Genomic DNA, 20,976 nt, shown 5'->3' with positions numbered 1-20,976 from the left:
TCCTCTTTAAATAGTCCCAATTTTGTGTATCAATAATTATAGATATGATACATAAAAAAGGGAATATTATTCTTATTGCTGAATATCAGGTAAAAGAAAATACTCTGTCAGAAGTGATAGACTTATTAAAACAGGTTGCTGAGCGTACTGTTCAGGAACCTGGTTGTCTTCAGTATATGGTCTGTCAATCGATCGAAGATCCCGGAAGAATTGTACTTTATGAAATATATAAAGATGCGGCTGCTCTTGAGCAACATCGGCAAAGTAATTATTTTAAGCAAGTAGTTCTTTTACAAATCATTCCCCTTCTTGAATCAAGGAATGTTTCCCTGTTTAATCCTATCATATAATTTTCTTTAGAGCAGATTTTCAATGAATGATCTGTTCAAGATTTCCTATTATTTTTTAAGACATACATAAATAATCATATACATCGAATATGTTAAACTTCGAATACTATAATCCGACTAATCTTGTTTTTGGCAAGGGGCAAATCTCAAAACTTCCAGATCTCATTCCTAAGAATGCAAAAATTATTCTTGTTTACGGTGGGGGAAGTATATTTAATAATGGTGTTTATCAGCAGGTGATCGATTCTTTGCAGAATTTCGAGATTACAGAATTTGGTGGAGTAGAGCCAAATCCACATTATGAAACGCTGCTAAAAGCAGTTAAAATGATTAAGGACCAAAATATTGATTTTATTTTGGCAGTCGGTGGAGGCTCTGTTATTGATGGGGCAAAATTTATCTCTGCAGCAGCGAAGTATGATGGTGATTCATTAGATATTCTCAATGGACAGGATAAAATAAAACATAAAGTCATTCCTCTGGGTACTGTGCTTACTCTTCCGGCGACCGGAAGTGAAATGAATTCAGGTTCGGTCATTACCATTGAGGCTACCCGTGAAAAACTTTTTTTTGATAACCCTGCTGTTTTCCCGCAATTCTCGATTTGTGATCCACAGGTAATTGCTTCTTTACCGGAGCGACAACTTCAAAATGGGGTAGTTGATGCCTTTACCCATGTCATGGAACAATATCTTACCTATCCCTCCAATGCCTTTTTACAGGACAGAATTGCAGAAGGAATATTGCAGACGCTTGTTGAGGTTGGGCCCCAGGTTGTCAAAGAACCAGCAAATTATACTCTTGCATCTAATTTTATGTGGAGCTGTACCATGGCGTTAAACGGATTGATCCAAAAAGGAGTTCCTTCAGATTGGGTGACTCATCTCATAGGACATGAACTGACAGCATTGTATGGGATTGACCATGCAAGAACTCTGGCAGTTATAGCTCCTAGTTTATATAAGGTCATGTTTGAAAGTAAAAAACAAAAATTAGCACAGTATGGAAAAAGGGTCTGGGGAATTGACAATATGGATGAAGATCTCACTGCAAAGCTGGCTATTAACAAAACAGTAGAGTTTCTTCATACAATGGGAATGGAGACAGGATTATCATATTATACCGATGATTATAAAAATACAGCCAGTCTTATTGTCAATCGTTTTGAGCAAAGAGGGTGGACTGCACTGGGGGAATTACAGAATATCACTTCAGATAAAGTAAAAGAAATTGTTGAATTAAGTTACTAGACTGCATTTCAACGTATAAAACAAAAAAGCGATCAGGAACAATAGTGTATCCTGATCTTAAACCCATAAAATAAACAATAATGAAAATTTTTTTAACAGGCGCTAACGGATATATTGGAAGTTCAATTGGTAAGGTACTGGTTGACCAAGGACATATTGTCCATGGCCTGATTCGAGATGCTGCAAAGGCAGGCGAGGTAAGAAGTCTTGGGATTATTCCAGTGACAGGATCTCTTGAAGATATTGATCTGCTCACTGAGTATGCTAAAAAATCTGATGCTGTTATTCATGCCGCAGATTCTGAGCATTTGAAAAGTGTGGAAACTATTTTAGAAGCACTGGAAGGAAGCGGAAAGCTGTTTATTCACACTTCAGGATCTAGTGTAGTGGCAGATGACGTGTTGGGAGATTTTGAGAATCCGAAAATATTTGATGAAACCAGTGATTTTTCGCCATTGGAGGCAAGGGAACAAGGGGTCATCATTAATCAGATGATGAAGCATGCGGGAGCTGAAAGAAATATCAGAACGGTAGTGATTGTTCCGTCAATGATTTATGGAGATAGCTTAGGTCTTGATGTAGAAAGTGTTCAATTACCTGTAGTATATCGTAAATCAATTGAAAAAGGAAAAGGGATTTATATCGGAAAAGGTATTAACAGATGGTCGAATGTTCATATAGGAGATGTGGTTGATCTTTATCTTTTAGCGTTGGAACACGCTCCTGCGGGATCCTATTTTTATGTAGAAAATGGAGAGGAATCATTTAAAGATCTTGCTGGTTGGATCAGTAAGGCACTAGGTTTTGGAGGGGAAACTGAAAGTTGGAGTGCTGAGGAAGCCCTTGCTGAAATAGGAGGACTTGCGCGTTATGCATTAGGCTCTAATAGTAGAGTTAAAGCGATTAATGCTCGTGAGATTCTTGGTTGGAATCCTACAAGAGAGTCCGTTTCAGAATGGATATTAACAAATAAATATGCTATAAACCAATAATATTCAATGGTGTTTTTATAATTAAGAACAGACAGGATATATCCTGCCTGCTTTAAGTTGATTATCTATCATTTACACTTTTTAATACTATCATACATATAATCGAAAAGATTCAGCATATGAAAAAAATAATATTAGCAGCAGTAATTTATTTTGCTCCGCAGACTCACACTTTTGTTTCTGCCCAATCAAAAGCAAAATCAGAAATTGAAGTCGTATCATCTTTTACTGATGAGCGCCCAAGTAATATAGCCATTTCCCCTGAAGGTGGAATATTTGTTACCATGAGCGCTGAAGGCAAAACTCAGTTTTTGCTCAGAGAAATACTATCGGATGGCAAAACGGTTAACTTTCCTGACGAAGAATGGATTAAAAAACCGGTAGGGAATTCAATTAAAGGAATTAATTCAGCAATCGGTATTCAGGTATCTTCTGATAATATCTTATGGGTATTGGATATGGGGAATAGTGGTGCAGATCCTAAACAAGCTCCCAAGCTTATTGGCTGGGATATCAAAAGCCGTGCGTTAGTACATGTATATCCACTCCCTGATGCTGTACTACGTCCATCTTCATTTTTACAGGATTTTGTAATCGATGAGAAACACCATACGGCAGTTATTGCAGATATGACGATGGGGGGAATGATTCTTCCTGCAACACCGGCATTTGTCGTGATTGATTTAAAGACAGGTTATAGCAGACGGATTTTAGAAAATCACAGCTCATTTCAGCCGGTGGATGAACCTGTAATTGTAAACGGCAGGGCTATCAGTCATCAGTTTGCAGATGGTAAAAAATATGAACCAAAGTATCCTCTTAATCCTATTTCTATTGATCCGGAGAGAAGCTGGATTTACTATGGAGCACTTGGAGGAGAAAAGATTTACCGTATTGCAGCAGATGCTGTTGCAAACAATGACCTTCAAAATGCTGACCTGGAAAATAAAATTGAATACTATGCTCCAAAGCCAAAATCAGATGGTTTCAAAGTGGGTTCTAACGGAAAGGTCTATGTGACCGATGTAGAGCATAATGCAGTAGGGGTTTCTACTCCAGGTAAATATACCATTCTGGCTCAGGATAATAAGTTATTTTCATGGCCGGATGGGGTAGCTCTCTCACCGGACGGTTACCTGTACATCGTATCTGATCAGCTTCAAAACAAACCCTGGTGGAACAATAACCAGAATGTAAGCAAACCTCCTTATTATATACTTCGTGTCAAAATAAAATAGTAGTGATTCTACATGATAGTATTTTAAACAAACAAAAAAAATAGGATGAAAAATAACGATATAAAATGCCTGGTCTATTTTCTGGCACTTGCTATAATTATATGTACTCCAACGTATCTCAATGCTCAAAATACAGCAAGTAAAAATGTTGTAAGTAAGATCAGTAAAGATTCAATAGCCTTGGTGAAGCAGATCAGTAAAGATTCGCTAAAGTTACTGGAGCTAGAAAGTCAGCTGGCGCTAAAAATTCAAAATAAAGAAAAAACAAGCCTTGAAGCCCAGCACCTTGCCGATCAAAATAGTGATTTAGCGAAAAAACTGAGTCAAAATCCTCAAGATAAAAAATTGGCCCGAAAAGCTGATCATCTGTCTAGTGAGGTAAGAGGAAGTTCAAAAGAGGCAAGGAATGCGAAGAATGAGCTCAATACTTTACATGATGATGTTAAGTTTCTTAAAGATCGTATTATAAAAGGGAAGGGTAAATTAGAAAAATTTAAAACTAGTCCTGTAGCCTCCCCTTTAACTCTTGAACACTAATTATCATATATAATGGTTTTTAATACGGATATATGGAAAGCACTATGTTGAAAAGAAGCCAGATCCTGATCATGGCGGTTACTTGTGGGATATGTATTGCCAATGTGTATTACAGCCAGCCACTCCTTCCGGATATAGCAAAAGATATTGGCTCTTCGAATCAAGAAGCTGGCCTTATATCTGTTTTTTCTCAGGTAGGATATGGATTGGGCTTGTTTTTTATAACGCCTCTGGGGGATAAAATGGATCGTAAAAAACTGATTTTAGCTTTGCAGGGATTACTTTTTGTTTCACTTATTGGAATGGCGGCATCACATACTTTAGCACAGCTTTATCTTTATAGCTTTACCATTGGATTATTTGCCATAGTAGCCCAGGTTATTCTACCGATGGCTGCCAGTATGGTATCTGAAAATCGTGGTAAAGTGGTGGGGCAGATATTTACAGGCTTGTTAATCGGAGTTTTATCGGCAAGGGTTTTCAGTGGTTTTATTGGTGAATGGTTTAAATGGAGATGTGTGTATGTTATTTCTTCGGGAATGGTTCTTATCTCTGCTCTGGGTATACAGTTCAATTTTATTTCTTTACAAGGGAGTTACAAAAAGAACTACTTTAATTTACTGAAATCAACAATGTATCAGTTAAAGAGATTTTCAATGCTCAGGCGTACTGCTTTAACAGGTGCATTGATTTTCGGAACCCTTAGTTCATTCTGGACCGTATTTACTTTTCACCTAAGTGAAAGTCCTATGAACTTATCTAGTGATAAAATAGGATTGTTTGGTTTACTGGCTGTGGCAGGGGCCTTGATGGCTCCTATCTTCGGAAAGAATTCCGATAAAAATAATCGTATCGTCATATCTCTTGTTTTTGCAGTGCTTCTCATCTTGATCAGTGAATTCCTTTTTATAATTTTTCCATTTTCAATCTGGTTCTTAGCTATTGGAGTTTTGCTGTTGGACTTAGGTGTTCAGGCTGCACAGGTTACTAACATATCATTGATTTACACATTTGATGATAAGGCGGGCAGCCGGATCAATACAGTCTATATGACTGCTTATTTTTTAGGTGGTTCATTAGGTGGTTACTGCGCACTGCTATCATATCAGTATGGTGGGTGGACAGCTGTAATTGTTCAAATGCTATTCCTTAGTATGCTTGCATTACTTACCATTTTGTATAAACGGGAAAGAGTTTAACTGAAGGGATCTTACAAGTCGAATTTTGTGCGTCTAATCACACAGATATGGACGGCCCTTGCTTTAATTTTGTAGTGTTATTTTAAATAGACAAAACTGAGTAAGTCTCATTATAATCTAAATATTATGAAAAAATACACGAAGTATTTATTGATGCTATTATGGTCTACAATTATTGTAGCATGTGCTAAAAGCGAAAATAAACCAACAAAAGAAAAAGAAGTTATGAAAACAAAAAAAGTTTTATTTGTTACCACCTCCTTTGATCAGGTAAAAGTTAATGGAAAAAAAACAGGGCTTTGGATTGAGGAGTTTGCAACACCTTATTATGCATTGGCCTTAGAAGGGTTCGAAATTACGGTGGCTACTCCTAATGGAGGAAATGCGCCTGTTGATCCTAAAAGTACTGAGCCTGAATATTCGACAGAATCTGTTAAAAAGTTTTACAGCGACCCAGCAGCACAAAAGAAACTTGCTCAAACAGTTGCTCTTAAGGATATTAAGGCAGAAGATTATGATGCCGTTTTTTATCCTGGAGGGCATGGACCTATGTGGGATTTACCTGATAATGCACTGTCTATTGCATTGATAAAAGCATTCTATGAAGCGGGAAAACCAATTGCGTTAGTTTGTCATGGTCCGGCAGCTTTGAAAAACGTAACTGATAAAAATGGAGTTTCTTTAGTAAAGGGCAGAAAAATTTCAGCATACACCAATACAGAAGAGTCTACAGGCCAAACATTGGATATGGTGCCATTTTCATTAGAAGATATGTTAAAAGAAAAAGGAGCAGCTTATGTCAAAGGTGAAGATTGGAAACCATATTCGGTACAAGATGGACAGCTGATTAGCGGGCAGAATCCTGCTTCAGCAGAACTAGTGGCCAAACAATTGATCACGAATCTAAACAAGTAAAATAAGTAAGTATATATTTTTAAAATTCATACGTATGAAGATGAGTAAAACGAGAGTAATGAAGATGCTATTCGCTGTTATAGCAATTGTATTCACTGCGAATATGACAACAGCACAAACAAAAAAACAAAAACCAAACAAAAAGAAAATTCTTTTTGTGGTAACCAGTCATGATAAAAAAGGAGATACTGGAGAACCAACAGGATACTACTTGGGAGAAGTTTCGCATCCTTGGGAGGTTTTGAAAAATGCAGGATATGAAATTGATTTTGTAAGCCCACGGGGTGGTAAAGCACCTGTAGACGGTTTTGATTTAAAGGATAAGGTGAATGCTGAATTTTGGAATGACAAAATTTATCGTAATAAGGTAGAGCATACTAAAAAACCATCTCAAGTTAACCCTAATGAATATCAGGCTATACATTTTGCCGGTGGACATGGCGCTATGTGGGATTTTGCTGATAATGAGGCGATAGCTGCCATTGCAAGCAAAATTTATGAAAATGGAGGTGTTGTTAGTGCGGTATGCCACGGTCCGGCTGGTTTAGTAAATATTAAACTGAGCAATGGGCAATACTTAGTAGACGGGAAAAAAGTAAATGGCTTTACTGATGAAGAAGAAGTAGCTGTTAAATTGGATAAAGTGGTGCCATTTTTATTGGAAGATAAGTTAAAAGAACGCGGTGCTATTTTTGAAAAGTCAGGATTATGGCAAGTCCATGTAGTAACTGATCAAAGACTTGTTACCGGACAAAATCCTCAGTCGGCGAAGGCTGTCGGAGAAGCAGTTCTTGCAGAGCTTAAAAAACACTAATCTTATCGATTCTATATAAGAAAAGGGGTATTCACGGCTAGACGTGTGATATTATTAAAATTGAAAGCCCAGTATTTTCTGGGCTTTTTTGTGTAATGACCATAATAAAATTAATTATTAGGAATTATGTTTATACCTGATTTAAAAAAAAACTATTATTAATAGCATCGTAAGCATAATAGCATTGGTTATTGCTAATGGTATTGCATTCTTGATTACACCATACATTAGCCAAGTTGCTGCATTTGCAGAAAGCAACAAAATAGTTGGAAGTGATAAATCTGCAGCAGATTTGGTTTTCCAAATTTTGATTACCTGTGGAAGAAATGAGATCGAAGACAATACAGCACCCAAAATTCCAATTAAAGTTTCTAACTCCATATTCAGCTGTTTTTGTGGGTTGAGTATTTCAAATATATGAAATCCGAAATTAATGGTTGATCATCTTTCATTGATATGAAGAATTAAAAGTAAAAGCTTATCTATTATAATTATGATATTATATTATTATTTATATTATTTTAATAATACATTGAAAACCCTGAATTTTGTTTCATCAAATTAAATACAAATTATTTTTATGTTATTTGCATCTTATCATTTAAAAGGCCTCTTGCTTAAAAATAGAATAGTAATGCCTCCTATGACACGCTCCAGATCTGGAAAAGGTGATGTGCCTACAGACCTCATGGCAGAATATTACGGACAGAGATCGTCGGCTGGATTAATTATTTCAGAAGGAACACAGATCAGTAAACAAGGGCAGGGGTATGCTTGGACTCCCGGAATATATACTCCTGAACAGATTGAAGGTTGGAAAAAAGTTACTGAGACTGTTCATCAAAAAGAGGGCAAAATTTTTGCACAGCTATGGCATGTGGGTAGGGTATCTCATACTTCTCTTCAGGAGAATGAGCAGGCTCCTGTTGCTCCTTCAGCTATTATTGCGGAAGGTGTAAAAGTCTTCCTTGCAAAAGACGGAAAGGAATCAGCTTCTGGTGAAGGTTATCTGGAGCAACATTCCATGCCCAGGGAGCTTACAAAACCTGAAATACAACAAATTATAGAAGATTATGCACAGGCTGCAAAAAATGCTATTGAAGCAGGGTTCGATGGAGTAGAGCTGCATGGTGCCAATGGTTATTTGATCGAACAGTTTATTGATTCCCAGACTAATAAACGAACTGATGAATATGGTGGAAATCTTACTAATAGATTACGTTTTTTAGAAGAAGTGACAACAGCTGTGGTAAATGCAATTGGTACTGAAAGAGTTGGGGTTCGCCAAGCACCCCTAACCACATTGATGGGTGCTATGGATGACAATCCTGAAGAAACTTATATTGCTGCTGCTACCCTATTAAACGATATAGGCATTGCTTACATTCATATTGCTGAAGCAGACTGGGATAATGCTCCGGAAATGTCCATAGAATTTAAAGAAGCATATCGTAAGGCTTTTAATGGAACTTTAATTTATTCAGGCAAGTATACAATTGAACGTGCAGAAGAAGCCCTACAAAATGGTTGGGCAGACCTTATCGGTTTTGGACGACCATTTATAGCAAATCCTGACTTACCTTTTCGTTTAAAGAATGGACTTACTCTTAATACTCCAATAAAAGAAAAGTTTTTTGGAGGAGAAGCTGCGGGATATACAGATTATCCTTTGTGCCAAGATTAAATTCCTGACAATTCATTAAGAAATATAAAATAGATATTAAAATAAAAATTGAGAAAAATGAGTATTGATATTTTTAAACCAGCGCAAATAGGCTCTTTATATCTGAAAAATCGTATTGCAATGGCTCCTATGACGAGAGCTAGAAATGTAAACGGTATTCCGAATGATAATAATGCATTATATTATAGTCAACGAGCTGATGCGGGATTAATTATTACTGAAGGAACAGCCATTTCGGAAACATCCAAAGGAGTATTATATATTCCAGGATTATACACTCGAGAACAAATTGAAGGATGGAAATTGGTGATTGATGCAGTACATCAGAAAGGAAGTAAGATATTTACGCAACTATGGCATGTGGGAAGGGTTTCACACACTTCTATTCAGCCGGGAGGGGTAGCTCCTGTGGGAGCTTCAGATATTCAGGCAGAAAACTCCACAGCTTGGGGGTATGACGAAAATGGGAAAGAAGGATTTGTCACTTGTTCTAAGCCTAGAGCGCTTTCTGCAGAAGAGGTGAGAAATGTAACCAATGACTTCGCTGAAGCGGCTAAAAATGCTGTTAAGGCAGGTTTTGACGGAATAGAACTGCATGGAGCCAATGGTTATTTAATCGAACAATTTTTAAACCCGTTGATTAATAACAGAACTGATGAGTACGGCGGAAGTATTGAAAATCGTAGCCGTTTTTTATTGGAAGCAATAGATGCTTGTATCGATGCTATTGGAGCGGAAAAAGTTGCCATTCGTCTGACACCTTACGGAGGCCTTCATGAGTTACCACATTATGAGGAGATCGAAGCTACTTATGAGTATCTGGCGAAAGAGCTTTCACAACGAAAAATAGCTTACATCCATATCATGGATCAGCAATCAAGAGGTAGTTTTGCCCTGCCCGAAGGTTTCCTTAATCGTTTCCGTAATTGGTATGATGGGACAATTATCCTTGCTGGTGGAATGAACAGGGAAAAATCTGAAAGATTAATCAATGAGGGGCTGATTGATATTGCCGCCTTTGGAGAATCTTTTATCTCAAACCCTGACCTGGTCGAACGTCTTCAAAACAACTGGCCATTGACACCTCCAAAAAGAGAGCTACATTATGGATTAACTTTGGATGGTTATACCAATTGGGAAACCTATACTGAAAAAGCAAATTATTAGTACACAGTAGAAACAAAATGTTTTGAAAAGAGGAGTCAAATTTCATTAATGAAAATGAAATTTGGCTCTTCTTTTGTGCTTAGAATCACATGAATTTTGTGATTGATTACCTTTTATTTAAACTGACAATCGTCTATTATTGTAAATAATGACATAGAGAAGTGTTATCCCCTGATTTTCTTAGGTATACATAACATTTCATCACCACAACTTCTAATGATTATTTACTATGAAAATGAAAATTTTACTTATTGGTGTCTTTTTCTTTAGTACAACAATAGGTGCACAGATTGGTGTGAACACCTCCTAACCATCAGCAACACTTGATGTAGTCGGCAAACCAACTACAGTAACTGCTGCAGATGGTTATACCACAGGCTTCTGATGACAATCTTCAATCCGATAAACAGAAGGCCTATGAACAGCAGTTATTGGAGCAAAGAGACGAGGAAAAAAGAAATAATCTGACCAGCTTATCAGATTACTGGGATAAAGAAAATATGCAGAATGATAACCGAGGGATTACTGATAATGCTGCACATGGATCTCACAATAATTCGATCCAGAGCTATAAAGCAGCACAGCAGACTTTGGGATTCTTTTACGGAAGAGATAATCAGGAGGTTAGCCATTTACAACGGAGGTTTCACGACTCAGAAATGAACTTTTGCAAAAGGACATGCCCAGTCAGCAATCTACGGTCAACGATCAGCTTCAGCTAATGGAGAAATCCTACATCTCGTATTTACAGGGAAGCCATCAGATAGTGCTTGGATTAACGGTTTTGAAAAAACAGATTTGTTACCATTGAAGACCAAAATCAAGCACATCTTTTGTACTTGCTGCTTTTGCTGAAACGAGGATAGTGAGACCAGATGAACAGATAGGTTTGAGATTATTGCAACCCATGATGCTTGGAAAGCTCAGTATTCCAAAAGGGACTGTAGTAAAAGCTAGTGCAAAATTTCAGGATGGGCGCTTACAATTGAAAATCTCTTCCATAGAATATAAAGGGATCATCGAGCCGGTTGAGATCAATGTATATGATAACGACGGTCAATTAGGCTTGTTTGTTCCGTATTCGCCGGAGCAAAGTGTACTCACAGATATTGTAGCCAATATGGGGCAAAGTTCCGGAACTAGTGTGATACTGACCCGTTCAGCCGGACAGCAGGTTACAGCAGATCTGAGCAGAGGAGTGCTTCAGGGCGTTTCTGGCTATTTCCAAAAAAAGGTTCGTAGTCCCAAAGTCACTATTAAGGTGGGTCATCGAGTGTATTTGGTATCTTACAATAAAACTACTCATCTTTTGTTTCCTTCACCAATTCGCTATGTTGATCTTGGTAGTGATTTGCTGGCAGCCAGCAAAGCTGAATCTGTTGCCAACGTTCTCAGAATTAAATCTGCTGTCCAACATTTTGAAGAAGAGACTAATTTTTCAGTCATTACTCAGGATGGTAATTTTTATAGCTTTAATGTAATGTATAGCCCCTTTCCTGCAATATTGAATTTTGATTTAGCTCAATTACAGAGCCATCCCAAGAAAACATCTGCCAATGTGTTATTTGAAGATCTAAGAGGTGGCTCATCATCATTCACAGAGCTGCTGATGAAAAAGGTTTATGCTAATAATGAACGCAAGATCCGCCACATCAATTCCAAAGGTTATGGTATTGTATTTTCTCTTAAAGGTCTGTACGTTCAAGATTCAAAGTTTTATTTTGTCATTAATATTAAGAACAGGAGTCAATTGTCTTATAAGATAGAATCCGTCAGCTTTACAATAACTGACAAAAAGAATCTCAAACGAACCGTTGTTCAGGATCGTGTGATCAGCCCGTTGCGTATTTATCCGGAAATTGAGAATATTGGCCCACAATCACAACAGCGATTTGTTTTTCTTTTGGATCAGTTTACCTTGTTGGACGATCAGATTTTAGAAATTGAACTTTTTGAAAATAACGGAGGAAGGTATCAAAAACTGAAACTAGATAATTGGGAATTGATCAATGCTAGGACCTTAGATCAAATAAATTTAAAACGGAATTGAAATGAGCGGCTATTTAAGGGGCTAAGTCTACTTGATTGATATTTAGATAATTTTTTTTTTTGCAAGCACTTTTATTAGCTGGGGGCTTATCTCAGTAGTGTGACATTAGTTTAAGGATAAGGCTATGAGTAGGTTAATAATGGATTTAAAGTTTTTTATATGATGGTAATTGATAGAGACAGATGGTTTATTTTTGGTACAGCATCTAGCTTATTACTAACATTATCTCTTCAAGCATTTATTCTAATATCTAAATGAAATTATTTATAGATTATATTTAAATTTGTAATTACTCTTAAATCATTATCAATGGTAGACAATTTTTTAAATTATCTTAAAGATAAATTTCCAATAAATGATGATGAACTGGAAATGTTCAGACAGGTTTGTACTGTCAAAAGACTTCGCAGGCGACAATATCTTTTACAGGAAGGTGATGTTTGGAATAAAAATGCATTTGTTTCAAAAGGGGTTTTACGTACTTATCGAGCAGATGAAAAAGGTACAGAGCATATCATACAATTTTCCATCGAAAATTGGTGGGCTGGTGACCGACAAAGTTATCATTCTAGATTACCATCAACATTTAATATTGAAGCATTGGAAGATGCTGAAATAGTACTTATTCCTAAAGCTGATTTCGACCGCATGCAAGTTGAGATTCCTAAATTTGGAGAGTTTACCAGAGTATTATTGGAAAGAAGTTTCATTGCATCTCAAAACAGAATTCATGCCAGTATAAGCTATTCTGCTGAAGAAAAATATGCAGACTTTATAAAAGCTTATCCTGATATCACCAATCGCATTCCACAGCATATGATTGCATCTTATTTAGGGATTTCTCCAGAAACTCTCAGTAGAATAAGAAATCATATGGTAAGGAAATGAAATATTTATACACCGAAAGCATATTTATATACAGCATTTTTATAGAAGCTTAAATCTTATTTTTTTAAACTCTTGATATTTATCAAGAGTTTTATTTGTTTTTTATCAATAGATTAAATATGCTTTCCGTTGCAACTTTGTAAAAGAAATTCAAAGCGGGTTTCTTTAATTAAATACTCAATATTTATGAAAACAAAGTTTATAATGACTGCTATATTAATACTATTTTTTATTGGTAGTAAAGCGTCCACCTTTTCATCAAAAGAAAAAAGCACATTTGTTATTGTACATGGTGCATGGTCTAAAGCTTCAGATTGGTATAATGTTTCCGCTCTTTTAAAAATAAAGGGACACAATGTTTTAACGGTTAATTTGCCAGGGCATGGCAATGATAAAACTCCTACTAATTCAATTACTTTACAAACTTACGTTGATGCTGTAAAAAAAATAATTGGAACTAAAGAAGAAATTATTTTAGTTGGACACAGTTTTGGAGGCATTGTCGTCAGTCTGGTTGCAGAAGAAATACCACAACAAATAAAGAAGTTGATTTACATAGCAGCTTATATTCCAAAAAATGGTGAGAGTTTATTGTCCATCGCTCAGACCGATACTCAAAGTCATATTGGTCAATATCTTAAAATAAATGAATCGGAAGGACTTGCTGAGATAGTAAAAGAAGGTGTAATTGAAGTTTTTGCAGCTGATGCCCCGAAATCTATTGGAGAATATATTGCTTCAAATATTCAGCCTGAGCCTTTAGCTCCATTGGTTACACCCGTAAAGCTAAGCAATAGTAGATTTGGAAAAATAAAAAAGGCTGCAGTACTTACTACAGAAGACAATACCATTAGTATTGCTCTACAAGAAAAAATGGTAAAAGAAGCAAATGTTGAAAATCAATTATTCATTAAATCCAGTCATACACCTTTTATTGCACATACAGAAGAACTAATTCACTTTCTTTTACAAGAAGCTAAATAATCTCTGCTTTCTTGATAAATGTCAAGAGTTTTATTTGCCTTTCATCAACGGATAAAGTGTACTTCTTGTTGCAACTTTGTAACAGAAAATCAAGCTAAATAAATCATGAATACAACAAGTGAAAATTTTTATACAAATAGCAGATTGAAAATAAAAATGAATTCTATTGTAATGGAAATGTTTTTGAAACTGAAAATAAGATGTCATTTACAATCATTGATGGAGGAGGAAGAATTGAAAAGGGGTATACTGAAACAGTAGAAACAAAAGTTGCAGAATTGAGATCAAATCTATTTTTAATCACGTGGAAAGAAATTTCAGGAACAACAATCAATCAATCAATCAATCAATCAATCAAATTCAAGATTTTGAAAAGAAATTGGTTTATACCAATATAACAATGAATAACGGAAAATTCTATCAAACTACAGGAAGTATTATCACAAACAATCCATATTAACTTTTTAAATTCAAACATTATGAAAATAGGAATTATCGGCACAGGAGCTATAGGAAAAGCTTTCGCCAAACAAGTAGCAAATGCTGGTTATGAAGTAGTAATCAGTAATAGCAGAGGAGCAGAATCTCTCAAAGAATTAGCACACCAACTAGGAGGGAACGTAACAGCAGGAAGTGTAGCAGAAGCTGCTACCGCTGAAGTAATTTTCTTAGCCTTACAATGGCAACATCTTGAGCAAGTGACTCAGAATATTGACTGGAATGGGAAAATTGTAATTGATCCGACCAATCCTATATTGCCTGGTTTTACATTAGCAAACTTAGGAAATAAAACGTCAAGCGAAGTCGTGCAAGATTGGACTTCAGGATCGAAACTGGTAAAAGCTTTCAATACTTTGCAACCAGAAATTTTAGCAGCTAGTCCTGTGCAGGCAGGAGGACATAGAGTGATTTTCTATTCTGGAGATTTCGATGATGCAAAAGATATTGTTTCTGGGATCATTAACCGTTTGGGATTTGCAGGAATTGATTTGGGTCGCCTTAACGAAGGAGGAAAATTACAACAGTTTCCAGGAGGAGTGTTACCTACACTGAATTTAATTAAAATATAAATAATAAATCAAAATTTTATACAACGTAAAACAATTAATTATGTCAACACTTAATAATAAAACAGCTTTAGTGACCGGAGGTAGCCGTGGAATCGGAGCAGCAATTGTAAGAAGACTGTCTTCCGATGATGCAAACGTAGCATTCACTTATATTTCTGATAAGGAAAAAGCTGAAGAACTGGTGAAAGAAATTGAAAAAACAGGGCGTAAAGCAATAGCTATAGAAGCTAATAACCAAAATCCTGCGGAGGTAATTGCTGCAGTAGAGAAAACAATAGCAATTTTTGGGCAACTTGATATTTTAGTGAATAATGCAGGAATTGGAATTGTTGCTCCTATTGAAGAGTTTTCTTTGGAAAAATTTGATAAGACAATAGATATTAATGTGAGAGCTGTTTTTATAGCGATACAAGCAGCAATGAAGCATATGAAGAAAGGTAGTCGAATCATTAATATTGGAAGCATTAATGCTGACAGAATGCCGTTTCAAGGTGGCGGTGTTTATGCTATGAGTAAAGCAGCCATCCAAGGGTTAACACGAGGATTAGCCAGAGATTTTGGACCTTTAGGAATTACGATTAACAATATACAGCCGGGTCCAATTAATACTGAAATGAATCCTGAAGAAGGTGAGTTTGCAGATTACTTAAAAACGCATATTTCGGTTGGTAGGTATGGGCAACCTACAGAAATAGCAAGTTTGGTTTCTTATCTTTCTGGTTCTGAAACCGGTTATATTAATGGTGCAAGCTTAAATATTGATGGAGGCTTTGCAAGTTAATTAAGATGTAAAAAAGAAAAATCAAAAGTAATTTATAAATAGAAGACTGCTAAACAATCTTCTATTTTTGTGTTTTTTGAATGTAAATTTCTTTGCAGGTATGCTATGACATGTTATAATATTCACCTGATATATCTCAATTCTATTTCAGATTGTTTTCTTAAGTCGATAAGCAAAAAAATAAGAAATCAGTGGATAGAATTGACATTAATGTCCGTAATTTCAAAATCTGAGTACGTTTCTTCCATTCTCATATCAAAATTGAATTGTATTCTAAAAATAACGTCTCTTTCGGCAATGGTTGAATATCGATCTTCACCAGGGTCTCGGGCTGCATTGTATTGCCATACTTCGACTTCTGCAGCTGCAAAAACAGTCCCTGAAATAAGAGCTCTATCCCCAATCACTTCATGTTCAATATAATCACAATCTACAATTTCGCAACCATATCCCACTAATTGACCATCAAAAATGTATTCGTTGGAAAGAATATCACTTGGGTACATGGTATCAATTTTTTTATGAATACTACTTTCAATTAGTTTTTTAAAATTTTCAATTAAAATTGGCATAACAAATTCTTCATTTACTTCAATTGTATTGAAGTAAATCTGGAACTTATTTTCAGGGCTTTCCAGATGAGGTCCATGAAGTTTAACGAATTCAAAAGACTTGTTGATTACTGTAAATCTATTTGTATCTGCCAGAAGTTCAGAATGGATTTTTGAGCTATCTTTTTTCGAGCAAAAATCTGAGGTGTTATTTGTAAGTAAGATGCAGTTAGACATAACGTTAGTTTCAACAAATTCATAGTATGTTTTCCAGATCAGAGCATCCTTCAATTCTGATTTTTCTTCAGTGAAGGGCTTTTTTCTATAAACTGCACGGTTGATTATATCAGGAAGAAAATCATTACTATACGGCAGAATTTGGTAATTTTCATTGTGTGGGAGTTTCTTATAAAAGTCATCGAATTTTTTTAATTGGGTATCGATTGGAATAATCGCTGGTTCATTTTCAATCCTAAGTCTGGAAGCATCTTTTTTTATTCTCTTTATTTCGGTATTGATCTCTTCAATTTCTTTCATGAATTGCCTCCTTAATTCCAATTTTACAATCTCGGCCATGTAGAGATTGATAAGTCCTTCTTTACAATATTCCAATAATTTTCTGTTAGATTTATTTTCAAAGAAATAGTCTTGATATAATATATTTGAATCTAAAAATATGTTCATTATTATTAGTTTTTATAGATCGAAAAATAAGTAATTATTCCATAGGAATCTGAATTTTCATGAATTTTTATAAATCATTTTCTCAAAATTGTATTTATTGGATCTATTATCTTATTAACAATTAATAGCAACTTTTTTGACGATATGGAAAGAGATTTTGCATTCAAATAGGTTGCTTTCGTACTGATAAAAAAGATGTTTTCGATCCGTAGTGAGAAATTATCTTTTTTACCGGATTTCTAAAAAGATAAAGAGTATTGTTCAATAGCTTTTGAAGTGAAGAGGGTGGTTAAAGAGATGGATCTACTAATTGTGCAAAAAGACATTCCCAACCATTAATCGGGAATGTCTTTTTGCACAATTTTCTCAGACTGGTCCATAAGATAAAAATGGAAAATATCTTTAGATTTCTATTAATTTAGCAACAGATTAAAGGCAACCTCTTTAGAAGGTTACCTTTATAACATTAATTAAAACTGAAAGCATTTTCGCCCTCAATGTATTCCCAATAATTGTTATAATATTGAATAGCATTATTGGCAAACGAAATTCAATTAGCGAGTTTATTTCCTCTAATTATACCTGTCTTTGCTGATTCTAAAATAAAAAGTAAAGAATCTTTTTCTGATGCAATATCAACCAAATCTCGATTCTTTAATTGATTCCAGATTTTGTAATTAGTAAAGTCGCTATTTGTGATTGTAAGGTCTTGTTCACATTCTAAACAAACTGAAGCCAGCTCATCTTGATTAAATTCTTTTCTTATTTCAAAAGATTCTGTTTTTTTACTTTGGTCGAAAAGTAGATTTGCATTTAAAAGCTTTCCAGTAATTTTGTCTCTTGCTATATTTATTAGTCTTCCACTAGCCATTAAGGATCATTTATTTGTTTCTAAATTAATTCTTTTTTCTAAATATGTAAGATTTAAACGTTGTCATTATCGGCAAAAATGACTATATTTATGATGTTTAATTTTTAAATTTTTGCCGACAACGGCATTTTATAATTCTTATGAAGTACATTTCTGTAGCTGATTTTTCCAAAAAATGGAATATACCTGAACGAACAGTAAGAAACTATTGCTCTCAAGGAAGAATCAAAGGGGCATTTTTGACAGGTAAAACATGGAATATTCCTGAAGATGCCTTACCACCAAAGAGGGAGTCTAAAAAAAGTAAGTTTAGTAATAATGTGTTGTTAAACAGACTCAAAGAAGAAAAAGATATGAAACTGAAGGGTGGAATTTATCATAGAACGCAAATCGATTTAACATACAACTCCAATAGAATAGAGGGTAGTAAACTTACACATGATCAGACAAGATATATTTTCGAAACGAATACAATTGGAGCTTCAAAAGAAAGTATAAATGTTGATGATATTATTGAAACAACAAATCACTTTCGAGCTATTGACATCATTATTGAGAAAGCCAAATCTAAATTGACGGAATCTTTAATTAAAGAACTTCACTTTTTATTAAAATCCGGTACATCAGATAGTGCTAAAGAGTGGTTCAATATTGGAGCATATAAAAAGCTGCCTAATGAGGTTGGTGGTAACGAAACTACTGCACCAGAAAATGTTGCTGTAAAAATGAAAGAGATAATTAATGAGTATAATGCTATTGAAAATAAAACAATAGAAGATGTTATCGCTTTTCACTATAACTTTGAAATCATTCATCCTTTTCAAGACGGAAACGGAAGAGTGGGGAGGTTAATAATGTTCAAAGAGTGTCTTGCAAATAATGTAGTGCCATTCATTATTGACGAAGACTTGAAAATGTTTTATTATCAGGGATTACAAGAATGGCCAAATGTTAGAGGATATCTTTTGGACACTTGTTTAACTGCTCAGGATAATTATCAAAATATTTTAAAATATTTTAAAATTCACGAGTGATTTGTATTTCGGAGTTAGTTCCAGGTCCATCAGCTTAATTTAAATTAGACGACAATATATTTCAATATAAAAGATTAATATTTTATTAGAATACTTCTATTATCAAAATCAATAATATAATTTTAGATCTATTAAATATTTTTAAGGTGTTATTACGGAAAACCGTAGATAGTTGCTAACGTGGATGATTATATTTGATCATGGAAGAAACAACAATTATGCTAACTTATAAGGAGGTTTCTGATATTTTTCAAGGTCTTGTTATTGTAATGAAGGAACTTGATAAATATGAGATAGGATTGGACAAGATTTTTGCTGATCGACTTGAAACTATTCGTAAAAAAATTGAAATACAAATGGAATGAAAAATCTTATATTTGTATTGTAAGAGCCAAAGTATTTTGGATCTATGTTGTTAAGATTTTTTGCAGATTATTCAAAATATAAAGAGATGTGGCAAATTTGTGGCATTTTTAAAATGATGATTTTTAATCAATTGATTTTCATTGTTTTATGTTGGTCGGGTCAAATCCCTCACTCTCCGCAAGCTATTGAATTAAAATAGTAAAAAAGCTGTAAAATATTTTACAGCTTTTTTGTTTTGTGTAAGTACCAAATGTGCTAAATAATCATAATCTTAAAACGATCTGTTTACTATCCGGTAAAAAAATTAACTTGATCATTTTCCTTCATTTGAAAGTATCCGAATGATACTAATATCAAAATCCTTAAAGAATCTTAAACTCATAAAAAATCTATCGGCACATCGAATTCTATCGATATGTTATTTTTTGCTTGATTGCAGAAAATCAACAATTTTGCAAAAAAACTATTGTTGAAATAGCTCGACCTGATGTTTACATCAATGAAAACAAGATTCTAAAAACACATTTGCCCAATCCCTCAGACAGAATATTTTTATTAATTGGCTGTTGCATTTTGTTGAAGATATTATTTTCATTTTGAAATCCGGTGAGGTCAGCAATCCTTATTACCTCAAATTTTTAATGAGAATATGAGAAAAAAAATACATAAAACACTGATTGTACCTTGTTTCTTTCTTATCAGTATATTGAAAGCGCAGGTAGGAATAGGTACGAATAATCCACAAGGGATTTTACATGTAGATGGAGCTAAGGATAACTCTACTTCCGGAATACCAACGGCAATACAAGTTTCTAATGATGTTATTGTAAATAAAACAACAGGATTTATTGGTGCAGGCGTTCTTAATCCTAAGGTTCAGTTGGATATCAGATCAGCAGGAAGTGAAAATGCTCTTGGTTTAGGGACAACAACGATGTCTGCGGTAATAGCAGGTGCAGGTGCTACACGATATGATGTAAACAGTGTACCAGTGGGTGCTAAAATCGAAGTGTCTGATGGCGCAGTATGGCACAAAGCGTATATTGCCCCTCAAAAGGCTGTGATTGTTGTTCGTAAAATTGTAAGTCAGTCTATACCCTCTGCTTCTGCAACAACCATTATTAACTGGAATGAGGTACGTGACATGAGCAATAGCTTTGATCCAAGCTCTGGTGAATTTACAGCTCCCCGAAACGGAACTTATACTTTTTTATTAACATTCAATTTTAACGGAGCTGTTATTAGTGACGGTTCCAGAGTTGAGTCACAATTTTATAATCCCACTACAAGCACTGTTCTTGCCAGTGTGTATAAAACTTTCGGTCAGTCTATGACAGGTACAGCTGATGACGCAAATGCTACACGTTCCACACAGGCTGGAGGATCGAGTACTGTTACCCTTACTCTTACGGCAGGGACTAAAGTAAGTGTAAGACTATATCAAAATCTTACCTCAGGTGCTATTCCGCTTAGAGTTACTACAGATTCTTCGAATCCTGCAAATCCAGATGATGGATTTAACAATTTAACCATAATAGAACATTAAGATAT

Annotated in this window: 24 protein-coding genes; 21 read left to right on the top strand and 3 right to left on the bottom strand. The window is 35.0% G+C overall.

Annotated elements, in window-relative coordinates; genetic code table 11:
• Window positions 1–44: 44 nt before the first annotated feature.
• The 8 genes from ACPF63_RS12075 to ACPF63_RS12040 all read left to right on the top strand — a co-directional run bounded on the left by ACPF63_RS12075 (window position 45) and on the right by ACPF63_RS12040 (window position 7,295).
• Window positions 45–350, top strand: a complete 306-nt coding sequence (locus ACPF63_RS12075) for a putative quinol monooxygenase (RefSeq protein WP_426480056.1) — start codon at window positions 45–47, stop codon at window positions 348–350.
• An 89-nt stretch (window positions 351–439) separates the two neighbouring features.
• Window positions 440–1,600, top strand: coding sequence for an iron-containing alcohol dehydrogenase (locus ACPF63_RS12070; RefSeq protein ID WP_426480055.1), 1,161 nt, complete (start codon window positions 440–442; stop codon window positions 1,598–1,600).
• Between the two features lie 80 nt (window positions 1,601–1,680).
• Window positions 1,681–2,592, top strand: a complete 912-nt coding sequence (locus tag ACPF63_RS12065; protein ID WP_426480054.1) for an NAD-dependent epimerase/dehydratase family protein — start codon at window positions 1,681–1,683, stop codon at window positions 2,590–2,592.
• Between the two features lie 119 nt (window positions 2,593–2,711).
• Window positions 2,712–3,830 carry an L-dopachrome tautomerase-related protein gene (locus ACPF63_RS12060; protein ID WP_426480053.1) on the top strand — a complete coding sequence of 373 codons (1,119 nt, stop codon included), beginning with the start codon at window positions 2,712–2,714 and terminating at the stop codon, window positions 3,828–3,830.
• Window positions 3,831–3,875: 45 nt separating this feature from the next.
• Window positions 3,876–4,367: a hypothetical protein gene (locus ACPF63_RS12055; RefSeq protein WP_426480052.1), complete on the top strand. Its 492-nt coding sequence runs from the start codon at window positions 3,876–3,878 to the stop codon at window positions 4,365–4,367.
• 32 nt (window positions 4,368–4,399) lie between these two features.
• The gene (locus tag ACPF63_RS12050; protein ID WP_426480051.1) at window positions 4,400–5,566 is read left to right on the top strand and encodes an MFS transporter; all 1,167 of its coding nucleotides are present in this window, start codon (window positions 4,400–4,402) and stop codon (window positions 5,564–5,566) included.
• A gap of 126 nt (window positions 5,567–5,692) precedes the next feature.
• Window positions 5,693–6,481: a type 1 glutamine amidotransferase domain-containing protein gene (locus ACPF63_RS12045; protein ID WP_426480050.1), complete on the top strand. Its 789-nt coding sequence runs from the start codon at window positions 5,693–5,695 to the stop codon at window positions 6,479–6,481.
• A gap of 34 nt (window positions 6,482–6,515) precedes the next feature.
• Window positions 6,516–7,295, top strand: a complete 780-nt coding sequence (locus tag ACPF63_RS12040; protein ID WP_426480049.1) for a type 1 glutamine amidotransferase domain-containing protein — start codon at window positions 6,516–6,518, stop codon at window positions 7,293–7,295.
• Window positions 7,296–7,436: 141 nt separating this feature from the next.
• Here ACPF63_RS12040 and ACPF63_RS12035 read toward each other — a convergent pair whose 3' ends face one another.
• A complete protein-coding gene (locus ACPF63_RS12035; protein WP_426480048.1) occupies window positions 7,437–7,676 on the bottom strand; it encodes a SemiSWEET family sugar transporter in 240 nt (79 codons plus the stop codon).
• Window positions 7,677–7,929: 253 nt separating this feature from the next.
• On the opposite strand from ACPF63_RS12035, the gene ACPF63_RS12030 reads away from it, so the two are divergent.
• The 10 genes from ACPF63_RS12030 (at window position 7,930) to ACPF63_RS11985 (ending at window position 15,919) form a co-directional block, all read left to right on the top strand.
• Complete coding sequence (locus ACPF63_RS12030; protein ID WP_426480047.1) at window positions 7,930–8,979, top strand: alkene reductase; 1,050 nt, start codon at window positions 7,930–7,932, stop codon at window positions 8,977–8,979.
• A 57-nt stretch (window positions 8,980–9,036) separates the two neighbouring features.
• On the top strand, window positions 9,037–10,146 hold the full coding sequence (locus ACPF63_RS12025; protein WP_426480046.1) for an alkene reductase: 1,110 nt from the start codon (window positions 9,037–9,039) through the stop codon (window positions 10,144–10,146).
• A gap of 362 nt (window positions 10,147–10,508) precedes the next feature.
• Window positions 10,509–10,868, top strand: a complete 360-nt coding sequence (locus tag ACPF63_RS12020; protein ID WP_426480045.1) for a hypothetical protein — start codon at window positions 10,509–10,511, stop codon at window positions 10,866–10,868.
• Between the two features lie 143 nt (window positions 10,869–11,011).
• Window positions 11,012–12,196: a conjugative transposon protein TraN gene (traN, locus tag ACPF63_RS12015; RefSeq protein ID WP_426480044.1), complete on the top strand. Its 1,185-nt coding sequence runs from the start codon at window positions 11,012–11,014 to the stop codon at window positions 12,194–12,196.
• A gap of 309 nt (window positions 12,197–12,505) precedes the next feature.
• Window positions 12,506–13,084 (top strand): Crp/Fnr family transcriptional regulator, encoded by a 579-nt coding sequence (locus ACPF63_RS12010; protein ID WP_426480043.1) that lies wholly within the window; start codon window positions 12,506–12,508, stop codon window positions 13,082–13,084.
• A 186-nt stretch (window positions 13,085–13,270) separates the two neighbouring features.
• Complete coding sequence (locus ACPF63_RS12005; RefSeq protein ID WP_426480042.1) at window positions 13,271–14,068, top strand: alpha/beta hydrolase; 798 nt, start codon at window positions 13,271–13,273, stop codon at window positions 14,066–14,068.
• Window positions 14,069–14,268: 200 nt separating this feature from the next.
• Window positions 14,269–14,466 carry a MoaF-related domain-containing protein gene (locus ACPF63_RS12000; RefSeq protein WP_426480041.1) on the top strand — a complete coding sequence of 66 codons (198 nt, stop codon included), beginning with the start codon at window positions 14,269–14,271 and terminating at the stop codon, window positions 14,464–14,466.
• Window positions 14,448–14,528, top strand: a complete 81-nt coding sequence (locus ACPF63_RS11995; protein ID WP_426483218.1) for a hypothetical protein — start codon at window positions 14,448–14,450, stop codon at window positions 14,526–14,528. Before ACPF63_RS12000 ends, ACPF63_RS11995 begins: the two co-directional genes overlap by 19 nt.
• Before the next feature lie 19 nt (window positions 14,529–14,547).
• Window positions 14,548–15,138, top strand: coding sequence for an NADPH-dependent F420 reductase (locus ACPF63_RS11990; protein WP_426483189.1), 591 nt, complete (start codon window positions 14,548–14,550; stop codon window positions 15,136–15,138).
• 40 nt (window positions 15,139–15,178) lie between these two features.
• Window positions 15,179–15,919 carry an SDR family oxidoreductase gene (locus ACPF63_RS11985; protein ID WP_426483188.1) on the top strand — a complete coding sequence of 247 codons (741 nt, stop codon included), beginning with the start codon at window positions 15,179–15,181 and terminating at the stop codon, window positions 15,917–15,919.
• 188 nt (window positions 15,920–16,107) lie between these two features.
• Here the strand turns inward: ACPF63_RS11985 and ACPF63_RS11980 are convergent, their stop codons facing one another.
• Entirely contained in the window at window positions 16,108–17,154 is a 1,047-nt protein-coding gene (locus ACPF63_RS11980) for a PIN domain-containing protein (RefSeq protein WP_426483187.1), read from the bottom strand.
• A gap of 550 nt (window positions 17,155–17,704) precedes the next feature.
• The gene (locus ACPF63_RS11975; protein ID WP_426483186.1) at window positions 17,705–18,025 is read right to left on the bottom strand and encodes a DUF6035 family protein; all 321 of its coding nucleotides are present in this window, start codon (window positions 18,023–18,025) and stop codon (window positions 17,705–17,707) included.
• Between the two features lie 140 nt (window positions 18,026–18,165).
• Here ACPF63_RS11975 and ACPF63_RS11970 point away from each other — a divergent pair, with 140 nt between their 5' ends.
• The 3 genes from ACPF63_RS11970 (at window position 18,166) to ACPF63_RS11960 (ending at window position 20,971) form a co-directional block, all read left to right on the top strand.
• Complete coding sequence (locus tag ACPF63_RS11970) at window positions 18,166–19,059, top strand: Fic family protein (protein ID WP_426483185.1); 894 nt, start codon at window positions 18,166–18,168, stop codon at window positions 19,057–19,059.
• 200 nt (window positions 19,060–19,259) lie between these two features.
• Window positions 19,260–19,424: a hypothetical protein gene (locus tag ACPF63_RS11965; RefSeq protein WP_426483184.1), complete on the top strand. Its 165-nt coding sequence runs from the start codon at window positions 19,260–19,262 to the stop codon at window positions 19,422–19,424.
• A gap of 650 nt (window positions 19,425–20,074) precedes the next feature.
• A complete protein-coding gene (locus tag ACPF63_RS11960) occupies window positions 20,075–20,971 on the top strand; it encodes a hypothetical protein (RefSeq protein ID WP_426483183.1) in 897 nt (298 codons plus the stop codon).
• Window positions 20,972–20,976 lie beyond the last annotated feature (5 nt).

The organism is Chryseobacterium sp. R2ACT005 (genome assembly GCF_049949215.1).
In the GTDB taxonomy this organism is placed as follows: Bacteria; Bacteroidota; Bacteroidia; order Flavobacteriales; family Weeksellaceae; genus Chryseobacterium.
This window is presented reverse-complemented; position numbering and strand designations above follow the sequence as displayed.